This window comes from Candidatus Flexifilum breve (genome assembly GCF_016713355.1).
In genome coordinates, this window is the sequence record NZ_JADJPI010000004.1 from 194,689 (window position 1) to 214,535 (window position 19,847).

Below are 19,847 nucleotides of genomic sequence, written 5' to 3' on the forward strand. Positions count from 1 at the left end.
CGATCCACACGGGGAAATCATGGATCACGACTCCTACGAAGCGATCCAACAACCCGCCCTTCTCAACCTTGAAGATATGCCGGCAACCGGCAACAGCCAATACAAAGCAGGTGCATGATGAGCGAACAGAAAATCGCACTGGAAATGATTCGGCGGGACGGCGGCACGCAGAGCCGGTCTTATCTCAGCAGCTCCACCATTGAAGACTATGCCGCGGCGATGAAGCGCGGCGAAGAGTTCCCGGCGGTCAAGCTGATCTACACCGGCGACGCCTACTACCTCGTCGACGGCTTCCACCGCGTCGCCGCGGCGGAAAAAGCCGGTCTCGCAACCATCAACGCTGAAGTGGAGCAAGGCACGCTGGAAGATGCGCAGTGGGCCTCCTACGCGGCCAATCCCACGCACGGTCTCCCCCGCTCCAGCGATGACAAGCGCCGCGCCATTACCGCCGCGCTGAAGCATCCCAAGGGTGTAGAGAAGAGCGACCGCGAGATCGCCACCCACATCCGGGTGGACCACAAGACGGTGGGCAGCGTCCGCAAGCAACTGATCGAACGTGGGGAAATTCCCCACCTCGAAGAGCGCGTGGGTGCCGACGGTAAAACGTACAAGGTGCCGGTCGTGCAAGAGTCGATGGACGGATGGAAAGAGAAGTGGCTGCAGCCGTGGGTAGATAGCTTTGGCGAGGCTGAACTCGTGTTGGTGCAATACCAAGAGGGTCTCTACCTCTGCCTTTCAGATAAATGGTCACAGCTCCTGGTGGATAGCTACGCGCTGAGAGTTGATTACACCAGCATTCGCAATGCGAGCGGCTATGTCCGCACGGTCAAGCTCGGACAATCCTACGCTGAAGCCCTGCTCAGCGTTGGGCACTCCATCCACGTCGTTGAACTCAGTGACCTCACACCTTTCTTGAAGAAGTTTGCTGACGCTGCAGCAGCATCACGCCATGCCTGGCAGAGTTTCTCGCCGCTCAGCTTCGATGTTCAGGCTGGTGACTTGGTGATGTCAGAAGGCAGCGTTGTCTATCGAGTAGCAGATGTTCGCCCCATTGTTTTACTCATCGAGATTAACGGCGGTGAGGGCAAGCAGATATTTCAGTTTAGTGAAGTCAAACCCTACAAACTGACCTGGAGCATGGACCAAGAGAACGAATTATCTTGGCAGCATACCCAAAGTGTTAGTGGTGGCACATGGCATAAGCGGTATGCCGCGCTCAAAGCCTACTACGCAGCCAACGCGGTCTTGATTTACAAGACGGCCAACATGGTGATCGCCCTAGGCGAAGACGCTGAACGTTTCAAGACTACGGGGCTGGGGTTGTACGCGCAAACCAAGCTGGGGCCGGCTTACGTGATCATGCTGGGCAAAAAGAAGATCGACTTGAACTTCGGTATGCCCGTGGTCAGCTTTAGCAGTTACCACGATGGCGATGCGGTGAGCTGGGCGAGCGGTTTGATTGGCGATACGTTGCGCAACACGTCTCAGGCTGCCCCTGAACCAGCGCATTCGCCCACGGGCGAAAGCCTCAGAGCTTCAGCGCGACGTGCTCTCCCTGCTGTACGAACTCCAAGAACAGCGTGGCGGCTGGATTGGCAACACCCTCATCAACATCAACGGTACAGAACCCGGTCTGCTGTCCGCCGGGCGCATTGTCCGCCTGCAGCGCCGCGGGCCTTCGGGCGGCGTCATGCTGTGGTATCAGATCACGCCCGCCGGTTGTTCAGACATCGGACGCGAGCCGCTGCCCGTCGTTCCGGAACCGAAAGACGAATACCCGCCGGCAGACGCCAATGCTGAGCGCTACGCGCTGGCCGTGCGCCTGAATGAGCGGTTGATCGAAGTGCGGAATCTGCTGCGTGAAATGGACTCGGTTGATCCGGATCTGCATGGGCAGCTCTACCTCAGCTATGAAGTCATGCGCACGCAGGTGCTCACGGTCATGGGTGTTGAGCTTGAGCCGGAACTGCTCGTCTAGGAACAATCGCGCCGCGGGGTTGGGAGCCAGCGCGGCGCGTTGTGAGTATCGAGATACCTACAGGAGATTATAGCAGTGAACCAATTAGCAAACCTCAAAGGCTTGAACCTTGACCAGTACGAGCAAGCGCGCGGGCGTGCCATTGAGCGCGTCAAGGCTCGCATCGGTGATCGCCCAACCCGTAAGCAGTTCCAGCGCGAGCTGGGTAGCCTGTGGACCGTGTTGGATGGTCTGGCGCTGATCGTCTTCGTGGCAGCGCTGGCCGTGTCCAGTGCCCACATCATCACCCACATGGGGACGCTGGCGACGAACAGCTATGAAGACTCGACCCGCGCGGGCATCATCCTGTCGATCGGCGACTACACAGTGATTCACCAGATCGCCATGATTATGTTGGCTGAGGCTTCCCATGTTGCTGTTTATGGTCATGCACGGAATGAATGCCCACGCCCGCGCCGACCGGTCGAAGTGGCTGGAAGCCGTTGTCACTGCCATTGGTGCTGGCGCTGATCGCGGCGACGTTCGTCTTTGTGGCCAACTGGCAAAGCGGGATCGGGCTGCTGGAGTCAATCATGCCGCCGGTCTTTACCGTCGGCATTGGTCTGCACCTCGAGCGGCTGATCGTCGCCGGGCTGCGCAGACGAGATGACATCGACCAACGTTACTTGACCGCGCTGGAAGTGTACGAGCGGGCGACAGAAGATCCCACCAAGCATCCGGAGTTCAGCGCGCTGCTCAGGCAGGAAGTCTGGGCGCGCCTGATCGCCCTGCCCACCAACAGGGAATGGAAGGAAGCCCCCGCCGCGGTCAAGCACGCTGCTGTGCGCCGTGAGATGGAGCGCGACCCGTGGGCACATGAAGATGCGCCCGGGCTGGTTGAGGAGTGGCAACCGCCGCGCCCTACCAGCGCCCGAACGGGCGATATTGGGAGTACAGCCCCCACAGCGGACGCCCACGAATATACGCCGATGATCGTACCCGTAAGCGTGAATGGAAACGACGTTTCGATCAGCAGCAACGGCAACCATCGCTAGAAAAGTAGACGAAATAAACAGATTGCCCCGGTGTGCAGCCGGGGCAGGAGGTAACCGTGGCAACTATCATCACTTGTATCGACCGGCTGGAGCTTGGCCCCAATGCTCTCGAAGAATTGGTCGCATACATTCCTGACGGCGCGACGATCGAACAACTGAAGCGACTGCTCGAAATGAAAGCAGAGCTTGAAGAGCTGGGCTGCCGAGTCGATATCACCGTGCGCCGGCTGCGCTACATTCACGACATGAAAGCACCTGAAGGCTTTGAGTACGTCGATCCTGATTTGTATCCCGGCTATGTGCCGCCGAAGTGCGATAAGTGCAAGGGAGTCGCTCTGTTCGGTCGCTGTTTGCCGAACACTAATCCAGCCACGACGGCGATGGAATTCCAATGCTTCCACGGCCATCGATGGACTGAAGAAACGCTGTGGGATTGATCGCGATGAGCCCAACCTACACCATTCTCCAGTGGACTCCAATTCCGGGCGTCTATCAGCCACTCCCGCGTTGGCAGATTCAGCAGGCGGAAATCCAATTGAAGATGAAACAAGCTCTTCTCTACGAACAGGCGGTCGTCGTCTGTAACAGAGATGTTACAGTGAGGCGCTCTACTTCTATCACTTCGAGCAAGCGCAGGCGATTATTGACTACTGGTCCAAGCTGTACCCGTTCGCCAAATACCTGTTAATTGGCGGCGTCATGGCACAGCACACCGGGATACACACCAACTAGATCACAGGTGGGGAATTTCCCCACCTGACTCGAGGACACAATGCAGATCAGAGACGCCCTACAAGAGTTTGTGGAAGCCCTGATCGCTGACCGGATGAAGCGTAATACCGCGGAGTGGTACATGGTCATGTTGCAGAACAATGCGAACAGCCCGATCACGTGGCTCGAAGCCCAGCAGTCGGACCGACTCGAAGCCATCACAGTCAAGACCATGCGCCGCTATATCGTTTACTATAGCGAGTGCAACAACACCCGGACAGGTAAGCCGCTCTCCGAACAGACGATCAATGCGATGATCCGCGCGCTGCATAAGTGGCTGCGCTGGTGCTCAGTTGAATACAGCATCCCGAATCCAATGGCCGGGATAGCCTATCCCAAGAGGAAGAGACCGAATAAACGAGTTGAACTAGACAACCTCATTGATTCCCTCCGGAAGATGATCGCGGCGACTGAAGGCAGCGACACGCTTTCCATTCGTGACCGGGCGCTGCTGTTCCTACTCATCGATAGTGGGATGCGTGCCGGCGGGCTGGTGGGGATGGAACGAAGTGATTTGTACCTGGAGCAGAACTGCGCACTGATTTATGAGAAGGGCGATCAGTGGCGGTGGGTAGTGTTCAGCGCAGAGACGAACGCAGCGCTGCAGAGCTGGCTCGCCATTCGAGACAACACGACGAAGGCCGTCTTCCACAATCTGCGCACGCGTGAGCCGCTGACCGTCTCCGGATTGCGGTCGATCATTCGCAGTATCGCCCGGCGCGCCAAAGTCGCTGAGCGCATCTACACACACCTGATGCGTAAGTCGTTCATCTCGCTCTACACCTATTCAGGTGGCGACGTGGTGACAGCATCAAGATTGTCTGGCCATGCCGATGTGAAGACATTGATGGATCATTACGTGGTCTACAATGCCAGGGACCTTGCACAAGTCCACGATCAACACAGCCCTCTGCGTTTTCTGCTAGGAAAAGAAAACGCCCCGTAAACAGCCGGAGCGTTTGTTCTGATTATGGTATGGGTGGGAGAAGGGACTTGAACCCTCGACCTCTTGTTCCACAGACAAGCGCTCTAACCAACTGAGCTACGCCCACCATATTGGATTGAGGGGAGTATAGCATAGGGCAAAAGTGATTTCTAGCCCCTTTTTTGCGCGATGATCACTGTGACGGAGCTATTCGAGCAGGCTTCTTCAACGACCTGCACGGTGAAACCGTACGGTTCCAACAGGCTGATCCACAGGGAGTGATGTTCCGCACTGGCCTCGCGCTGCCCGGTGGCGGCATAGAGCGCATCGATCAGCTTGGCGATTAAGCCGCCGCCCGTGAAGCGCGACGTCGGCACGATGACAAAGCGTCCGCCCGGCTGCAGCACACGAGACACTTCGCGCAGCGTCTCCGGCGCGATGATGAAGTCCGTCGGGAAGGTGCTGATCACGGAAGCGAACGCTGCAGCGCGAAACGGCAGCGTCTGCGCCCTGACCCGCACCAAGTGTGGACGGATGCCCGCACGCATAAGCTTGTTCGTCGCGATCTGCCCCATCGCAGGCGACAAGTCGCAGCCGATAGCATCCCGCCCCGCGGCGTGCAGATCGAGCTGGAGGTTGCCCGTGCCATGCGCCAGTTCGAGGATCAGGCCGTCCGGGTGAAGATGCTTCAGTGAGGCGCGCACCCAGCAGCGCCAAGCGCCGAGCGAGACGACCCAACTGACGAGATCATAGGTGAAGGCAAATTCGTTATAGAGCAGACGAAAGCCCAAGCGGACGAGATGCCACCACAGCCGCATGGCGCTAGCGTTTCACCTTGCCAATTTGCACGAGATCCCCTTCGACGCGCACGGGGAATGTCTTCACGGGCGAAACTGCGGGCGGCGTCAAATGCTGCCCAGTGGTGATGTCGAAGGTCGCGCCGTGCTTGTGGCACTCGATCTCACAGCCGTTGAGCGCACCTTCCGAGAGCGGAACATCTTCATGCGAACAGCGATCTTCCAGCGCGTAGAACTGCCCCTCAACGTTGAAGATCACGACCCAGTCGCGGCCAATCTCTACGACGAGCCGATCACCCGGCGCAATTTCGTTCACCGCTGCCACACTGATCCAGTCGATGGTCACGCTCACTTAGTCATCCTCGAATTTGCGCCACTCGGCGATGCCATACAGCCCAGTTTTGAGCACTTGCAGCGACAACAGCGCGCACTTGATGCGGTTGGGCGACAAATGAATGCCGAGCATCTCGAAGATATCTTCTTTGTTGATCTGGCGGATTTCGTCGAGCGTCTTGCCGAGAATTTCCTCGCCGAGCATCGACGCGGACGCCTGACTGATCGCGCAGCCCTGCCCATCCCAGCCGAGTTCGGTCACACGGTTGTTCTCGTCGATGCGCAGCGTCAGGCGGAGACGGTCGCCGCACAGCGGATTGTGCGCCTCGTGGTCAACCGTCGCCGGATTCAAGATACCCCGGTTACGCGGATTCATCCCGTGATCGAGAATGTTCTCGCGATACAGATCATCCATGATTACAGCCTTTCAAAGAGCGAACAGGAGTGTCCACTCTGCGTACGTCATACTTCTATTATAGCAGAGGACGACCCGCTGATTTGTGACCAATTGACAGCGCGCACGCGATAAATCGCGTCCCTACGAAAGAGGATGTCTCTCGTAGGGATGACGCTTCACGCGGGTTAGACTGAGAATTTCTTCTTGGCTTTGTAGAGCGCGTCGATGAGCGCGTCCACTTCGGCGAAGGTGTTGTAGAGGTAAAAGCTGGCGCGCGCCGTCGCCGGAATGTTCAGGCAGTCGTGGAGCGGCATGGCGCAGTGATGTCCGGCACGCACGGCAATCCCTTCGGCGTCGAGAAGCTGCGCGATGTCATGCGCGTGAATGCCCTTGAGCGAGAACGCGGCCACCGCGCCCTTCTGGTCGGCGTCCGGCCCATAGAGAGTCAAGCCGGGGACTTCGGAAAGGCGATCCAGCGCGTACGCGGTGATGGCTTCCTCGTGCATGCGAATCTTGTCCATGCCGATGCTCGTCAGGTAGTCGACCGCCGCGCCGAGGCCGATGCCTTCGGCAATCGAAGGCGTGCCCGCCTCGAATTTGTAGGGCAGTTCGTTCCACGTGCTGCCGTCGAGCGTGAGGATGCCGCTCCCGGTCGGGCCGATCATTTTGTGGCCGCTGAAGGTGAAGAAATCGGCGTCGAGCGCCTGCACATCGACGGGCAGATGCGGCACGGCCTGCGCGCCATCGACCAGCATCAGCGCGCCCACGTCATGGGCGAGCTTGGCCATGTGCGCAATCGGGTTCACCGTGCCGAGCACATTCGAAACGTACATCACGCTGACCAGCTTGACCGGCTCATCCCGCAGCAGCGCGTCATATACATCCATGTCGAGCGTGCCATCAGGCAGCACGGGCACATAGCGAATCGTGAAGCCCTTTTCCGCGGCGAGCATCTGCCACGGGACGATATTCGAATGGTGCTCCATCTGCGTGAGCACGACCGTATCACCCGACTTGAGGTTCGCCCTGCCCCACGTCTGCGCGACGAGGTTGATGCCCTCGGTCGTGCCGCGCACATAGATCACTTCGCGCTTGTTCGCCGCGTTGATGAACTTTTTGACCTTGATGCGCGCCTCTTCGTAGGCAGCGGTCGCGGCTTCGCTCAACTTGTGGATGCCGCGATGCACATTGGCGTTGTAGCGACGGTAGTAGTCGTCAATCGCGTCGATCACCTGCCGGGGCTTCTGGCTGCTGGCGGCATTGTCGAGATAGATCAGCGGGACACCCGCGTGATGCTCCTGCTGCAAAATGGGGAAATCTGCCCGCACCGCCTCGATATTGTAAGGCAGGGTTCGATCGGTCATGGTGAACTCCTAACAAAAAGGCGCGGTGAGACTCGCCGCGCCTTGATCAGAGCAATCAGGACGAGGCATGCCTCGTCCCCACAAAGTCTACGGCTTATTTCAGCGTGTTCACGCCGACGATCTTGGCTTCCAAGGCGGCGCGCAGACGATCCTGCACGCGCTCAAACGGGATACGTTCGAGCAGTTCCTCGAAGAAGCCTTCCGTGACCATGAGTTCAGCCTGCGGGCGCGGAATGCCGCGGCTCATCAGGTAGAACACGGGCGCTTCTTCCAGCGTGCCGAAGGTCGCGGCGTGTGTACAGCGCACGTCATCCGCTTCGATTTCGAGGCCGGGGATGGCGTCCATGCGCGCATCCTCGCTCAACACGAGGTTGCGACTTGCCTGAAACCCATCGATCTTCTGCATCTGTGGCTGCGACTTGATCATGCCCTGCCACAGGCTGCGAGCTTCGTCTTTCGCCGCGCCCTTGAACAACAGGTCCGACTTGGTCATCGGCGCGTTGTGATTCTGCTGGGTGTCGTGATCAAACATCTGTACGCCATCGGCGAAGAACATACCGGACACGCGCCCCTGCGCTGCATACCCATCGAGTTCGACTTCGATGAACGCCTTGACGAGCTTGCCGCCCATCGTGCCGAGCACCCAATCCAGCGTGGCGTCCTTGCCGACGCGCCCGCGCTGGTGGCTGAACTCGTAGGTCTCGCGATTCCAGTCCTGCAAGCCGACATAGCGCAGGTTCGCGCGCTCGCCGACGAGCAGTTCGGTCGCGCCAATATACGCCGACTGCGCATCGCCTTCGGGCGACAGGTAATCAACCAGAATGGTCGCGCTCGCGGCTTCGTCCAGCGAGACAAGCACGTGACCGAGGGTCGCGCCGGGCTGCGTGTGATACATCACCACATGCAGCGGCAGTTCGACCATTTTACCGCGCGGCACATAGAGGAACACACCGTGCGTCCACAGAGCAGCATGGAGCGCGGCGAATTTGCCATCGCTCGGCTTGACGGCCTGTGTCATCAAACGTTCACGCACGAGATCAGGATATTCACGACAGGCGGTCACTAAGTCCGTGAAGATCACTCCCTGCTTCCGCAGATCGTCGGTTACTTCGTAGAAGACCACTTTACCATCGACAAAGATGAGCGTGCCACCCTGCTGATCGCCGATGAGCGGTTCAAGGTTTTCGCGTGGCACCACATCCAGCGTGGACTGCGCGTTGTTGACAAGCTGGGCTTCATCCCAACGGATGCCGCGGTAATCGGTGCGCCGCCATTCTTCGTCGGTGCGTCCGGGCATCGGGAGCATTTCATAGAGTTCCCACGCCACATGACGGCTCTCGCGCAGCCAATCCGGTTCGTTGTTGGCGGTGCTCAACGCGTCAATATCCGCGGGCGTGTAGATGGGCGCTTCCGGCGAGGCGGAGCGGCGTCGGACTGCAAAAGTCATAAAATCACCTCAAGCTGGTGTGTGGGTGTCGTTATCATCAAGGTAGGGGGAGGGGCATACCTTCCCCTACGGGAAGCGTGTCTGATGTTTAGCCGATTGAGCCTTCAAGCTGAATCTGGATCAGGCGGTTCATTTCGAGCGCGTATTCCATCGGCAGCTCCTTGACGAGCGGCTCAATGAAACCGTTGACGATCATGGCGTTGGCTTCATCTTCGCTCATACCGCGGCTCATTGCATAGAAGAGCTGATCTTCGCCGATACGTGTCACCGAAGCCTCATGCCCCATCGTGACGTTGCGGGCATCGCATTCAATCGTCGGGTAGGTGTCGGAGCGACTGCGATCATCCAGCAGGAGCGCGTCGCACACGACATTACTGCGGACGTTGTCTGCACCTTCGACAATCTTCAGCAGACCGCGGTAGGTCGCGCGACCGCCATCGCGGCTGATCGACTTGCTGATGATCTGGCTGGTGGTGTTCGGGGCGAGATGCGTGATCTTCGCGCCCGCGTCCTGATGCTGGCCGTGCCCCGCGAACGCGATGGAGAGCACTTCACCGTGCGCGCCTTCGCCTTCGAGGATGACAGCGGGATACTTCATCGTGACTTTGCTGCCGAGGTTGCCGTCAACCCACTCCATGGTGGCATTCTTCTTGGCAACCGCGCGCTTGGTCACAAGGTTATACACGTTATTCGACCAGTTCTGGATGGTCGTGTAGCGGCAGCGACCGCCTTCTTTGATGATGATCTCCACAACCGCGCTGTGCAGGCTGTCCGAGCTATAGATCGGCGCGGTGCAGCCTTCGACGTAGTGGACGTACCCGCCCTCTTCGACGATGATCAGTGTGCGTTCGAACTGGCCCATGTTCTGCGTGTTGATGCGGAAATAGGCTTGCAGCGGCATTTCGACGTGGACACCCTTGGGGACATACACGAACGACCCGCCCGACCACACCGAGCTGTTGAGCGCCGCGAACTTGTTATCGGCGGACGGGATGACCGTGCCGAAGTATTCGCGCACCAAATCGGGATAATCGCGCAGCGCCGAGTCCATGTCCGTGAAGATCACGCCTTTGGCTTTCGAGGTCTTTACGGATGCTGTGATACACGACTTCCGACTCGTACTGCGCCGTCACGCCTTGCAGGAATTTCTGCTCGGCTTCGGGGATGCCGAGGCGGTCAAACGTATTCTTGATTTCCGGCGGCACTTCGTTCCAGTCTTTGCCCTGCTGATCGGCAGCACGGACGAAGTAGAAAATGTTGTCAAAGTCGATCCCGCTGAGATCAGCGCCCCAATTAGGCATCGGCTTGGCGAGGAAGAGTTCATAGGCCTTGAGGCGATATTCCAGCATCCACGCCGGTTCATTCTTCAAGGCACTGATCTGGCGCACAATATCGGCGTTCAGACCGCGCTGGCTCTTAAAAGAATAGCTCGTTTCCGAGTCGTGGAAACCGTACTTCTCTTCGTAGGAGCCGCGGACATCCTTCAACGCCGATTCTTCGGCGGTCAGCTGCTTTTCGCTCTCGACAAAATCCGTCATTGCGCTTACTCCTGCTCTACGCCGTACTTTTCACGTACCCAGTCATAGCCTGTTTCTTCAAGGCGCAGCGCGAGATCCGGGCCACCGTTTTCGACGATGCGCCCCTCGAACATGATGTGCACGTAGTCGGGTTTGATGTAGTTGAGAATGCGCTGATAGTGGGTGATCACCAGCACACCAAGATCCGGGCCACGCAAGCTGGCGACGCCTTCCGACACAACGCGCAGCGCGTCGATGTCCAGACCGGAGTCAGTTTCATCCAGAATGGTGATCTTCGGGTTCAGCACGGCCATTTGCAGAATTTCGGCGCGCTTCTTCTCACCGCCGCTGAAACCTTCGTTGAGATAACGTCCCGCAAAGCTGTGATCCATGTGGAGCGAGTCCATCTTAGCGCGCATCAGCTTGCGGAAATCCGACACGGAAATGCCTTTGCTGGTCGGGTCAGCCGCCTTCATGCGGGCGTTGATCGCCAGACGCAGGAAGTTAGCCAGAGTGACACCGGGGATGCTCACGGGATACTGGAAGGCAAGGAACAAGCCCGCGCGGCTGCGTTCGTCGGCTTCCATTTCGAGCAGGTCTTGACCGTCGAAAATAATCTGCCCGGCGGTGACTTCATAGGCGGGGTTGCCGAGCAGGACGTTGGCCAACGTCGATTTGCCCGAGCCGTTAGGTCCCATAAGCGCATGGACTTCGCCCTGCTTAACAGTAAGATTCACACCCCGCAGGATGGGTTTGTCTTCAACCGTGACGTGTAGGTTCCGAATTTCTAAAGCAGCGCCCATTCCGGCGTAACCTCCGCTAAGATCAACAGCAGTTAAATTTACTCTGTACCCAGAGTAGAAAACATAGGGGTAGTATACCAGCGCGGAGCGGCAGAGTCAACATTTTTATGATAGCTATTATAAAAATTGACTTAGAAAAATGGCTATGCTACGATTCGCTGGCACTGGTCAGAAATTGCATGAGGAACTGGTATGACCCAGCAGACGATGAAAACGGAAGAAGAACTGCGCGAGCATCTCCGCGTGGTCGTTGACCCGGAAATTGGCATGAATGTCATCGAACTTGGTCTGGTTCGCCGTGTCGAACTAGACGATAAGCACTGCCATCTCGTCATGATTATGACGACGCCCTTCTGCCCCTACGCGCCGCAGCTGCTCGAACAAACGCGCCGCACCGCGCAGGAATATGCCGCCGTGCCCACGACCATCGAAATGGGCATGGAGATGTGGGACCCGACGATGATGGAAGAAGGCGCCGCCGACGATTGGGGCTTGTTCTAGCGATGAGCCAGATCGTAGGGGCATGGTGGCGCACCATGCCCCTGCAACTGTAGGCCAGCTACCGCTTATTTCGGGCGATTGGCGAGAATGAAGTCTTTCGGATCGACGTAATTGGCGAAGGTCGCGACTTTGTCTCGAGCCGGCCAATGCGACGGATTCGCCTCCAGAATGTTGGTCGGGCTGAGATCAAAGTGCAGGTGGTAGGCGTAGCGTCCGAACGCGTTGCCGACGCGCCCAATCGCCTCCCCACGTTTCACTTTTTGCCCCGGCACCACTGCCATCGCTTCCAGATGCGCACTGCGCGAATACATCACGCGCAGACTGCCCGGCAGCGGATCATGCTTGATGATGATCACATTGCCCCAGATCGGCAGCGCGTTCGCAAACGTCACGATTCCATTTGCGGGTGAGTAGACGAGCGCGTGCGCGTCCGCATCGCTCGGCAGATTGAGATCCGCGCCCGTGTGATACGCTTCCTGCGGTGACCCGATGAAATAGAGTTGGCCAAAGGGACTCGCGTCGAGCCACTTGCCACCCCACACGGTTGCGCCGCGCCGTTCGGCTTCGGTGCCCACGGGTTGATCATAGCCATCGCTGAAGACGTCACTCGGCAGACCGCCCGTCGCGGTCAGCACGCGCCGCCAGCGAATTGCATCGAAGGCGATCTCTTTGCCGCTCTCGCCCGTGAGATCGTTCAGGAAAATCGACCCGGCGTTGGCGAGATTCTTGTCGATATCGAAGACGCCCAGCGTCACCCATTGATCGCGGAAGCGCGACTGATCGACGGGGATGATCGTTTCGGCGCTTCTACCGCGCACACCATGCAGTTTGAAACGCGCATTGAGCGTCGTCGCATGGCGCGTTGGGACAAAGACCGCGATTTCATGGCGTCCGGACTCTTTGATGGTCGGCGTCCAGCGGGCAACCGCTTTACTGGTGCGCGTTTCGGTCGCTTTATAATACGACGTCCAGCCCCACGCTCCGGTGAACGGAATAAATTCTTCTTTGCCGGTGTAGGAGAAGCGCCGGAAACCAGTATCAGTCGGCTTGATGATCTGCTCATCGCTATAAACCGACCCGCCGCCGGTCGACTGATTCGTGCTGTACATCGGCTTATTGATCGCCGCCCATTGGCTCACCACCCCCACGCGCCACCAACTCACACCGGGGGCTTTATGCCGCCATGTAGCCAGCGCCTGCGCGGCCAACATCGAGTCGCCGTTCGCATCCGCTTGCAGCGCCGGGATGATCGGCTTGCCGTAGCTCCCCCACACCTGATACGTCTCGCGCAGTACATCATCCGGAGTGCGCGCCATGATTTCCCAGTAGACCATCGGGTGAATCGAGTTGACGAACGGCTGCCATTCCAACGGGTAAATCGAGTTGTAGTGCCCCGTGCGCGGATCAACGCACATGCCGACGTGGAATGTGCTCGGAATTCCCCGGCGCAGCGCCACCATGAACGGTCGCACCGTCTCCCGGCTGCCCAACCAGAAACCCGCATAAGGCTCAACATCGAGAATCAGCGATTTGACGCCGGGGCGGGTGCACGCCTGAATCAGCAGGCGCGTCTCAGCAGCAATGTCGGCGCCGCGCGGCACCGCCCACGCATGAAACTCCAACCCATACTGACCGAGCACCTTCACCCAACGGTCGATGCTGGCCGTGCCATCAATGGCGAGGGCACGTTTCGAGTCCCAGTAGCCTTGCCACTGCGCGCCGGATTCGCGCGTGTAGTCGCTGACCTTAACCCAGACTTGCGTCACGGCGGGCGCGTTGGCCTTCAAGCGCTGCGCGAATTCCTCGATGCTGTTTTCGGCAATCGAGTCGCCGCGCCAGTGCCACACTGCGACTTTGCGCGTATACGGCGTCGCCGCGAGGCTGGTAGGCACCGAGACCGCCTCAAATGTGACCAGCGTACCCAGCACCCAGCCCTTTGACTGAACCCTGCTCGATCCACACCCAACCGTCTTTCGTGCGGGATTGAGGGTAGTAGGTGCACAACGTGAATTTCAGGAGATCGCCGATATCCCGGTAGCTCGTGCCGGGGCCAGTACGAATATTCACAAAGGCTTGAGCCGTGCCGGCCAGAGAAAGCTGCGGTGTGCCTAAGGTTGCGGGCAGAACTGGTGTATCTGTGGTCATGAATCCATCGCCTGATCAATTAGAGTCCAAAAGCGCTGTACTTCAGACGGCCCCAGTTGCACCGAATAGGTGCCGGCGCTGGTAGAGCCAACGATTTCGATGCCGCCCGTGGCGAGCGGCTCGATGAGCATGTGTTCCGTGATTGACGGGACATTGACGCCGCGAAAGAGCGCGGTCGGGAGCCGTGCCGTCACATCATCGGCATCGTCGGGAAATAAATGGCGGGCCAGATGAAACCACAGCATGTGGGCGGCGCGTTTCGACAGGATTCGCGTCCAGCGGCTGCCATCCTGACTTCGACCGCCGAAGACATACGTGTCTCCGACACCCCGGCGAATCAGAAAAGTGTCTTGCGAGTAGCCGTAAACGCGGTTCGCCGTCATCGAATAATTATCTCTCCATCTCCGGGCAGCACCGATCCGATCAGGGCCGCCGCTTCGCCGGATGCCAGCAATTGGTCGAGCAAGCGCGGCGCGTCCGCGGAGGGCAGCGCAATCAACAACCCACCGGATGTCTGCGGATCATACAACAGGTCCGCCTGATAAGACGCCAGGTCCGCCTCAAGGGTGACCCAGGCTTCGTAATATTCGCGGTTGCGGCCCAAGCCACCTGCGAAGATTTCCTGCTGACCATACACTTGCGCGCCATCAACCCACCGCAGCGCCGCGTAATCGAGCGCCAAACGCACGTGACTGTGATGCGCCAGCTCATGTGCGTGACCGATCAGCCCGTAACCCGTGATATCGGTCATGGCGTGGACGTGGTACGCGGACGCCAACTGCGACGCCGTCCGATTTAAACGCAGCATGCTGGCGACTGCCGCCTCGACATGCGCGGGGTCGGCGACGCCGCGTTTCAATGCAGTAGTGATCGTACCAATGCCGAGCGGCTTGGTCAGGATGAGCTGATCGCCCACCCGCGCCCCGCCCTTCGTGCGAATCCGGGCGGGATGGATCAAGCCAGTGACGGCGAGCCCATATTTCGGTTCGCGATCAGTCACGGTGTGGCCGCCCGCAATCACCGCGCCCGCTTCCCGCACCTTCTCTGCCCCACCCCGCAGAATCTCTGTGAGTATTTCATAGCCGTAGCCATCGGGGTAAGCGACGAGGTTCACGGCAAACAGCGGTTCACCGCCCATCGCGTAGATGTCGCTCAATGCATTGGCAGCCGCAATCGCGCCGAACTGGTACGGATCATCGACGACCGGCGGAAAGAAATCGACAGTCGAGATGACCGCCTGATCAGCGTTCAGGCGATACACCGCCGCATCATCGGGCGATTCAAGTCCGACGAGCAGCGCGGGATACATTTGGGCGGGGAACATCCCCTTCAGCGGCGTCAGAACCTGAGCCAGATCGCGCGGGGCGATCTTCGCCGCTCAACCAGCGCAGGACGCAAGCGCAGTCAGCTTGATGTCCATCACCTACTCCTTGGGTAACTAACAATCTTAGTATAGCGAAAGGTCAGCCGCGTCTCCAGTAAGGATCCGGTGAGCTGACGGTCACTTGCCACTTGAAAGTCATTCTGGGGTGCTCTATACTTAGAAGAAGTACGGCGTATGGCGCAGCTTGGTAGCGCGCTTGCATGGGGTGCAAGAGGTCGTGGGTTCAAGTCCCGCTACGCCGACACCTAACCTCTGAAGCTGTCACAAATAGCTTCAGAGGTTTTTATTTTTTCGTGACAAATCTCCTAGATATTTCCCTCGCTCCTTGCTACACTAGCCGCTGTGGGAGAATCCCTCAATTTTTGAACCTTCTCCAATACGCGTGTGTATTAGTTGTGGACGAAGTACACGCACGTGAGTAGCAGGTTCCATCAATACTTGTAGGTGTATTACAAGGAGTGACGTACATGAAGATTTTCCGTAAGTTCTTGATGATCGGAACCGCAGTCGCGCTGCTCGGCGCGTTTGCTCCGATCGCCGCTCAAGAAGGTGGGCAAGGCGGGATCATCATCGAAGGCAACCTGAGTGCAGACGTTGCTACGATGAACCCCATCATGTCCAGCGACACCGCCAGCCAGCGCGTTATTGGCTTTATGTTCCCCAGCTTCATTGGTGCCGACCCGGCCGCAGCGGTTCTCGCCCCTGCGCAACCGAACTCGCTCGCCGAAAGCTGGGAAATCAGCGAAGACGGTCTGACCTACACCTTCACCCTGCGTCAGGACATGACGTGGAGCGATGGCACCCCCATCACCTCCGCGGACATCCTGTACTCGTGGGAAGCGATCAAGGCGGGTGCTGAAGGTCTGATCGACGTACCCGGCAGCTACATCATCGACCCGACCGGCGCGACCGGCGTGCTCGACGTTCAGGCTCCCGATGATTACACCGTCGTGGTGACGATGGCCTCGCCGGAATGCACGTCGCTGAGCTATGCAGCGTCGATTGTTCCCGCGCCGTCGCATGTTCTGCCCGAAGATGTGACCACCCTCGGCGACAGCGAATTCAACCTCGCCCCGTCGGTTACGCGTGGCCCGTTCACCTTCGGTGAATTCCGCCCCGGCGAACAGGTCAGCCTCGTCAATGACCCGACGTACCCGGCGGTCGATACCGTCCTCGGCTACGTTGCGCCCGAAGGCTTCATCTATCGCACCGTGCCCGATCAGACGGTCATGGTCGAACAGTTCCTCGCTGGCGAACTGAACGTCATCGACGGCCCCGCCGTTGCGCGTCGTCAGGACATCCGCAACAGCAGCGCGACGGTTTACAGCTACCCCGGCAATGCCTGGGATTACCTGGCCATGAACCTCGCCGACCCGAACAATCCGCAGAACGCGTTTGACGAAGCCGGCAACCCGATTGACCAGGGCAACCACCCGATTTTCGGTGATGTCCGTGTCCGTCAGGCGATTGCCCGCGCGATTGATATCGAATCGATCATCGACGCCGCCGTGTTCAACGAAGGCGAACGTATGACCTCCTTCCTGATCCCCGCGTCGTGGGCCTATGCGGACGACCTCGCGCCGATTCCGTTTGACCCCGAAGCCGCCGCCGCCATGCTCGACGAAGCTGGCTGGGTGGATGCGGACAATGACCCCGCGACCCCGCGCGTTGCGCAGGGCTCCATGTACGCTGAAGATGGTGCCGAATTCGTGTTCACGCTGTATACCAATGAAGGCAACACCCGCCGCGAAGCCATCGGCACCCTGATTCAGGATCAGCTCGCGCAGATCGGCGTCCGCGTTGACTTCCAGACCATCGACTTCAACACCCTGCTGGACATCATGGACAGCCAGACGTTCGACACCATCATCCTCGGCTGGCGCAACGGCTACCCGGATGATCCCGATGCCACGCAGCTCTTCACGCCTGCCAGTGACGTCATCGGCAGCGGCAGCAACTTCACCTCGTTCAACAACGAACGCTTCACCGAACTGAACGCTCAGGCGAAGTCGCTCCCCGGCTGCGACCCGGCGGAACGCGCGGCGATCTATGGCGAAATGCAGCAGATCATGCAAGACGAACTGCCCTACATTTGGCTGTTCGCCACCAACGGCATGTACGCTGCCAACAGCATCGAAGGCTTTGACCCGTATCCGTCCCAGCTCTACTGGAACGCGGACGCGTGGTCGGTCAGCACCCCGTAAGTTGTAGGTAGCAATACCTCATCGCCCCCTCGCCAAGTGTGAGGGGGCGGTTTTCAAGAGTATCAACTTAGATATGCTTTCTTTGTAACTTGCAGGCTGCATCTACCAGACTCATAGCGAGCCTAGTTTCGGATAACCGCAGGTTTCCCGATGTACCTGTTTTGTAAAAACATCGTTCTCGTGATCAGACATGTTGGGGACTTAGTCCATGATCAAGTACACACTACGTCGCTTAATTCAAGCGATTCCCACCTTCTTCGGCATCACTATTTTCTCATACTTGCTGATGTCAGCCGCGCCCGGAGGCCCGGTGGCAGCACTGACCTTCAGCCCGCGCATGACCGTCGCGCAGCGTGAATTGGTCGCCAAACGCCTGGGTGTCAACGACCCGCTGCCAGTGCAATACCTGCGCTGGCTGCTTGGTGATGACTGGATGCGCTGGGACTCCGACGGTGATGGTGTCGCCGACCGCAGCTTTTTGCTGGCGCTCGATGTCGATAATGACGGCGAACCGGAACCGCCCGGCCAGAACCGGGGTATTCTCCGCGGCGACTTTGGCGATTCCTTCTTCTACCGCCGTCCGGTGATTCAGATGCTCGGTGAAAAAGTCGGCGCAACGCTGGAACTCGGTATTTCCAGTCTGCTGTTCGGCCTCGTCATCGGCGTGCCGATCGGTATCCTCGCCGCCGTCTACAAAGGCAAATGGTTCGACAATATCACCCGCGTGCTCGCGGTGGTGTTCAACGCGATTCCTATCTTCTGGCTCGGCCTGATCCTGCTGCTGATTTTCGGCTCGTGGCTCGGCGTCCTGCCGATGGGCGGTCGAACGCCAACCACGCTGACGGGTGGTATCCCGCCGATTTGGGATCGCTGGCAGTTCCTTGTCCTGCCGACTTTCATTCTGGCGACGGGGACGATTGCCATCTATTCGCGCTATATGCGGGCGTCCATGCTGGACGTCATGTCGCAGGACTACATGCGCACGGCATTGTCCAAGGGTTTGTCGAGCCGGAACGTGTGGTTCAAGCACGGTGCACGTAACGCGTTGATCCCGCTGGCGACGTTCCTCGGCCCGCAAATCACCGGCCTGTTGAGCGGTGCGGCAATCACGGAAACGATTTTCTCCTGGCCGGGTCTGGGACGCTTTGCGGTGCAAGCCGTGATCGCGCAGGATTTCCCGATCGTCATGACGGTGGTCATTGTCGGCGCGGCGGCGACGATTTTTGGCTACATCCTCTCGGACATTCTGTACGCGGTGATTGACCCGCGCATTCGCTTCGACTAGTGAGATAGTGATAGGAGACTTATCATGACAGCCCAATCTTCGGTCGCAAAACTCTCAGTCGAAAAAGAAGAAAAACGCGTGGGTATTTCGCTGACGCAGTTGGCAATGCGCCGCCTGCGCCGCGATCGGCTCACATTGACGGCTCTGGCCATCGTCGCGCTAATGGCGATCATGTCCTTTTCAGCGCCGCTCATCAGCCGGGTCCTGGATGTCAGTTACACGCAAACCGACGCGTCGCGCACGTTTCTCCCGCTCGCCGCGGGTAACCACATACTCGGCACCGATGATCTCGGTCGCGACCATTTCGCGCGGTTGTTGTACGGCGGACAAGTCTCTCTGGCCGTGGGCTTCCTCGCAGCTATCGTTTCAATTTCCATCGGCGTGACGCTCGGCATTATCACCGGGTTTTACGGTGGTCCCATTGATGACTTCATCAACTGGATCATTTCAACACTGAACTCGATCCCGTCGCTGTTCCTGCTGCTGATCGTCGCGGCGGTACTGCAACCATCGCCAACCACGTTGATTCTCGTGCTCGGTCTGCTCGGGTGGACGGGGACAACGCGTCTGGTGCGCGGCGAAACGCTGTCGCTCCGTGAACGCGAATACATCGTCAGCGCGCGCGCTATCGGCGCGTCGCCGCTGCGCATCATGTTCATGCACATCCTGCCGAACCTGTTCTCGATCATCGTGATTTCGCTGGCGATCGACATCGGTGCGCTCATCCTCTCTGAAGCGGCGCTGAGCTTCCTCGGTCTGGGCATCAAGCCGCCGACGCCGAGCTGGGGTAACATGCTCACCGGCGCGCAGACCTTCTTCACACGCGGCGTGCATCTGGTGATTTTCCCCGGTTTGATGATCTTCGTTACGGTGCTGTGCCTGTATGTCATTGGCGACGGCATCCGCGACGCGTTCGACCCCACCAGCAAAGACTAGCATTTAGCAGTTTCAGTGGCGGTTCA

At 58.7% G+C, this 19,847-nt stretch carries 20 protein-coding genes, 2 tRNA genes and 1 pseudogene; 11 read left to right on the plus strand and 12 right to left on the minus strand.

Annotation, left to right across the window (positions count from 1 at the left end; genetic code table 11):
• Nucleotides 1-114 precede the first annotated feature (114 nt).
• From IPK17_RS01660 to IPK17_RS01685, 6 genes are all read left to right on the plus strand, one after another.
• On the plus strand, nucleotides 115-1,800 hold the full coding sequence (locus IPK17_RS01660; RefSeq protein ID WP_343415934.1) for a ParB N-terminal domain-containing protein: 1,686 nt from the start codon (nucleotides 115-117) through the stop codon (nucleotides 1,798-1,800).
• Between the two features lie 16 nt (nucleotides 1,801-1,816).
• Nucleotides 1,817-1,978, plus strand: coding sequence for a hypothetical protein (locus IPK17_RS01665; RefSeq protein ID WP_343415935.1), 162 nt, complete (start codon nucleotides 1,817-1,819; stop codon nucleotides 1,976-1,978).
• Between the two features lie 75 nt (nucleotides 1,979-2,053).
• Nucleotides 2,054-2,488, plus strand: coding sequence for a hypothetical protein (locus IPK17_RS01670; protein ID WP_343415936.1), 435 nt, complete (start codon nucleotides 2,054-2,056; stop codon nucleotides 2,486-2,488).
• Nucleotides 2,461-3,012, plus strand: coding sequence for a hypothetical protein (locus IPK17_RS01675; protein ID WP_343415937.1), 552 nt, complete (start codon nucleotides 2,461-2,463; stop codon nucleotides 3,010-3,012). Before IPK17_RS01670 ends, IPK17_RS01675 begins: the two co-directional genes overlap by 28 nt.
• Before the next feature lie 56 nt (nucleotides 3,013-3,068).
• Entirely contained in the window at nucleotides 3,069-3,449 is a 381-nt protein-coding gene (locus IPK17_RS01680; RefSeq protein ID WP_343415938.1) for a hypothetical protein, read from the plus strand.
• Nucleotides 3,450-3,784: 335 nt separating this feature from the next.
• The gene (locus IPK17_RS01685; protein WP_343415939.1) at nucleotides 3,785-4,729 is read left to right on the plus strand and encodes a tyrosine-type recombinase/integrase; all 945 of its coding nucleotides are present in this window, start codon (nucleotides 3,785-3,787) and stop codon (nucleotides 4,727-4,729) included.
• 31 nt (nucleotides 4,730-4,760) lie between these two features.
• On the opposite strand, the gene IPK17_RS01690 is transcribed toward IPK17_RS01685, so the two are convergent.
• The 8 genes and pseudogenes from IPK17_RS01690 to sufC all read right to left on the minus strand — a co-directional run bounded on the left by IPK17_RS01690 (nucleotide 4,761) and on the right by sufC (nucleotide 11,366).
• Nucleotides 4,761-4,836 (minus strand) — tRNA-His (locus tag IPK17_RS01690).
• Nucleotides 4,837-4,878: 42 nt separating this feature from the next.
• Nucleotides 4,879-5,526, minus strand: a complete 648-nt coding sequence (locus IPK17_RS01695) for a class I SAM-dependent methyltransferase (protein ID WP_343415940.1) — start codon at nucleotides 5,524-5,526, stop codon at nucleotides 4,879-4,881.
• Between the two features lie 4 nt (nucleotides 5,527-5,530).
• Nucleotides 5,531-5,857 carry a non-heme iron oxygenase ferredoxin subunit gene (locus tag IPK17_RS01700; RefSeq protein WP_343415941.1) on the minus strand — a complete coding sequence of 109 codons (327 nt, stop codon included), beginning with the start codon at nucleotides 5,855-5,857 and terminating at the stop codon, nucleotides 5,531-5,533.
• On the minus strand, nucleotides 5,858-6,253 hold the full coding sequence (sufU, locus tag IPK17_RS01705) for a Fe-S cluster assembly sulfur transfer protein SufU (protein ID WP_343415942.1): 396 nt from the start codon (nucleotides 6,251-6,253) through the stop codon (nucleotides 5,858-5,860). It abuts the gene before it with no gap.
• Between the two features lie 167 nt (nucleotides 6,254-6,420).
• Complete coding sequence (locus IPK17_RS01710; RefSeq protein WP_343415943.1) at nucleotides 6,421-7,599, minus strand: aminotransferase class V-fold PLP-dependent enzyme; 1,179 nt, start codon at nucleotides 7,597-7,599, stop codon at nucleotides 6,421-6,423.
• Nucleotides 7,600-7,693: 94 nt separating this feature from the next.
• Nucleotides 7,694-9,046 carry a Fe-S cluster assembly protein SufD gene (sufD, locus tag IPK17_RS01715; RefSeq protein ID WP_343415944.1) on the minus strand — a complete coding sequence of 451 codons (1,353 nt, stop codon included), beginning with the start codon at nucleotides 9,044-9,046 and terminating at the stop codon, nucleotides 7,694-7,696.
• 88 nt (nucleotides 9,047-9,134) lie between these two features.
• Nucleotides 9,135-10,584, minus strand: a pseudogene (sufB, locus tag IPK17_RS01720) (Fe-S cluster assembly protein SufB).
• A gap of 5 nt (nucleotides 10,585-10,589) precedes the next feature.
• Nucleotides 10,590-11,366, minus strand: coding sequence for a Fe-S cluster assembly ATPase SufC (gene sufC / locus IPK17_RS01725; protein WP_343415945.1), 777 nt, complete (start codon nucleotides 11,364-11,366; stop codon nucleotides 10,590-10,592).
• Nucleotides 11,367-11,558: 192 nt separating this feature from the next.
• Between sufC and IPK17_RS01730 the strand changes: the two genes are divergently transcribed.
• Nucleotides 11,559-11,867 (plus strand): metal-sulfur cluster assembly factor, encoded by a 309-nt coding sequence (locus tag IPK17_RS01730; RefSeq protein ID WP_343415946.1) that lies wholly within the window; start codon nucleotides 11,559-11,561, stop codon nucleotides 11,865-11,867.
• Nucleotides 11,868-11,932: 65 nt separating this feature from the next.
• Here the strand turns inward: IPK17_RS01730 and IPK17_RS01735 are convergent, their stop codons facing one another.
• From IPK17_RS01735 to selD, 4 genes are read right to left on the minus strand one after another with little or no spacing between them, the layout of a single operon-like run.
• The gene (locus IPK17_RS01735) at nucleotides 11,933-13,759 is read right to left on the minus strand and encodes a peptidoglycan DD-metalloendopeptidase family protein (protein WP_343415947.1); all 1,827 of its coding nucleotides are present in this window, start codon (nucleotides 13,757-13,759) and stop codon (nucleotides 11,933-11,935) included.
• A 10-nt stretch (nucleotides 13,760-13,769) separates the two neighbouring features.
• Nucleotides 13,770-14,012 (minus strand): hypothetical protein, encoded by a 243-nt coding sequence (locus IPK17_RS01740; protein ID WP_343415948.1) that lies wholly within the window; start codon nucleotides 14,010-14,012, stop codon nucleotides 13,770-13,772.
• On the minus strand, nucleotides 14,009-14,395 hold the full coding sequence (locus IPK17_RS01745; protein ID WP_343415949.1) for a hypothetical protein: 387 nt from the start codon (nucleotides 14,393-14,395) through the stop codon (nucleotides 14,009-14,011). The genes IPK17_RS01740 and IPK17_RS01745 overlap by 4 nt, the downstream gene beginning before the upstream one ends.
• The gene (selD, locus tag IPK17_RS01750) at nucleotides 14,392-15,432 is read right to left on the minus strand and encodes a selenide, water dikinase SelD (protein ID WP_343415950.1); all 1,041 of its coding nucleotides are present in this window, start codon (nucleotides 15,430-15,432) and stop codon (nucleotides 14,392-14,394) included. Before selD ends, IPK17_RS01745 begins: the two co-directional genes overlap by 4 nt.
• Before the next feature lie 132 nt (nucleotides 15,433-15,564).
• Here selD and IPK17_RS01755 point away from each other — a divergent pair.
• The 4 genes from IPK17_RS01755 (at nucleotide 15,565) to IPK17_RS01770 (ending at nucleotide 19,821) form a co-directional block, all read left to right on the plus strand.
• Nucleotides 15,565-15,638: transfer RNA gene (locus IPK17_RS01755), tRNA-Pro, on the plus strand.
• Between the two features lie 225 nt (nucleotides 15,639-15,863).
• A complete protein-coding gene (locus IPK17_RS01760) occupies nucleotides 15,864-17,600 on the plus strand; it encodes an ABC transporter substrate-binding protein (protein ID WP_343415951.1) in 1,737 nt (578 codons plus the stop codon).
• A gap of 208 nt (nucleotides 17,601-17,808) precedes the next feature.
• The gene (locus IPK17_RS01765; RefSeq protein ID WP_343415952.1) at nucleotides 17,809-18,885 is read left to right on the plus strand and encodes an ABC transporter permease; all 1,077 of its coding nucleotides are present in this window, start codon (nucleotides 17,809-17,811) and stop codon (nucleotides 18,883-18,885) included.
• A 24-nt stretch (nucleotides 18,886-18,909) separates the two neighbouring features.
• Nucleotides 18,910-19,821 (plus strand): ABC transporter permease, encoded by a 912-nt coding sequence (locus tag IPK17_RS01770; RefSeq protein WP_343415953.1) that lies wholly within the window; start codon nucleotides 18,910-18,912, stop codon nucleotides 19,819-19,821.
• Nucleotides 19,822-19,847: the final 26 nt, after the last annotated feature.

Coding starts and splice junctions, on each gene's coding strand:
- IPK17_RS01660 (WP_343415934.1), top strand. CDS start 115: ATGATGAGCGAACAGAAAATCGCACTGGAAATGATTCGGCGGGACGGC.
- IPK17_RS01685 (WP_343415939.1), top strand. CDS start 3,785: ATGCAGATCAGAGACGCCCTACAAGAGTTTGTGGAAGCCCTGATCGCT.
- IPK17_RS01695 (WP_343415940.1), bottom strand. CDS start 5,526: ATGCGGCTGTGGTGGCATCTCGTCCGCTTGGGCTTTCGTCTGCTCTAT.
- sufU (WP_343415942.1), bottom strand. CDS start 6,253: ATGGATGATCTGTATCGCGAGAACATTCTCGATCACGGGATGAATCCG.
- IPK17_RS01710 (WP_343415943.1), bottom strand. CDS start 7,599: ATGACCGATCGAACCCTGCCTTACAATATCGAGGCGGTGCGGGCAGAT.
- sufD (WP_343415944.1), bottom strand. CDS start 9,046: ATGACTTTTGCAGTCCGACGCCGCTCCGCCTCGCCGGAAGCGCCCATC.
- sufC (WP_343415945.1), bottom strand. CDS start 11,366: ATGGGCGCTGCTTTAGAAATTCGGAACCTACACGTCACGGTTGAAGAC.
- IPK17_RS01730 (WP_343415946.1), top strand. CDS start 11,559: ATGACCCAGCAGACGATGAAAACGGAAGAAGAACTGCGCGAGCATCTC.
- IPK17_RS01740 (WP_343415948.1), bottom strand. CDS start 14,012: ATGACCACAGATACACCAGTTCTGCCCGCAACCTTAGGCACACCGCAG.
- IPK17_RS01745 (WP_343415949.1), bottom strand. CDS start 14,395: ATGACGGCGAACCGCGTTTACGGCTACTCGCAAGACACTTTTCTGATT.
- IPK17_RS01760 (WP_343415951.1), top strand. CDS start 15,864: ATGAAGATTTTCCGTAAGTTCTTGATGATCGGAACCGCAGTCGCGCTG.
- IPK17_RS01765 (WP_343415952.1), top strand. CDS start 17,809: ATGATCAAGTACACACTACGTCGCTTAATTCAAGCGATTCCCACCTTC.
- IPK17_RS01770 (WP_343415953.1), top strand. CDS start 18,910: ATGACAGCCCAATCTTCGGTCGCAAAACTCTCAGTCGAAAAAGAAGAA.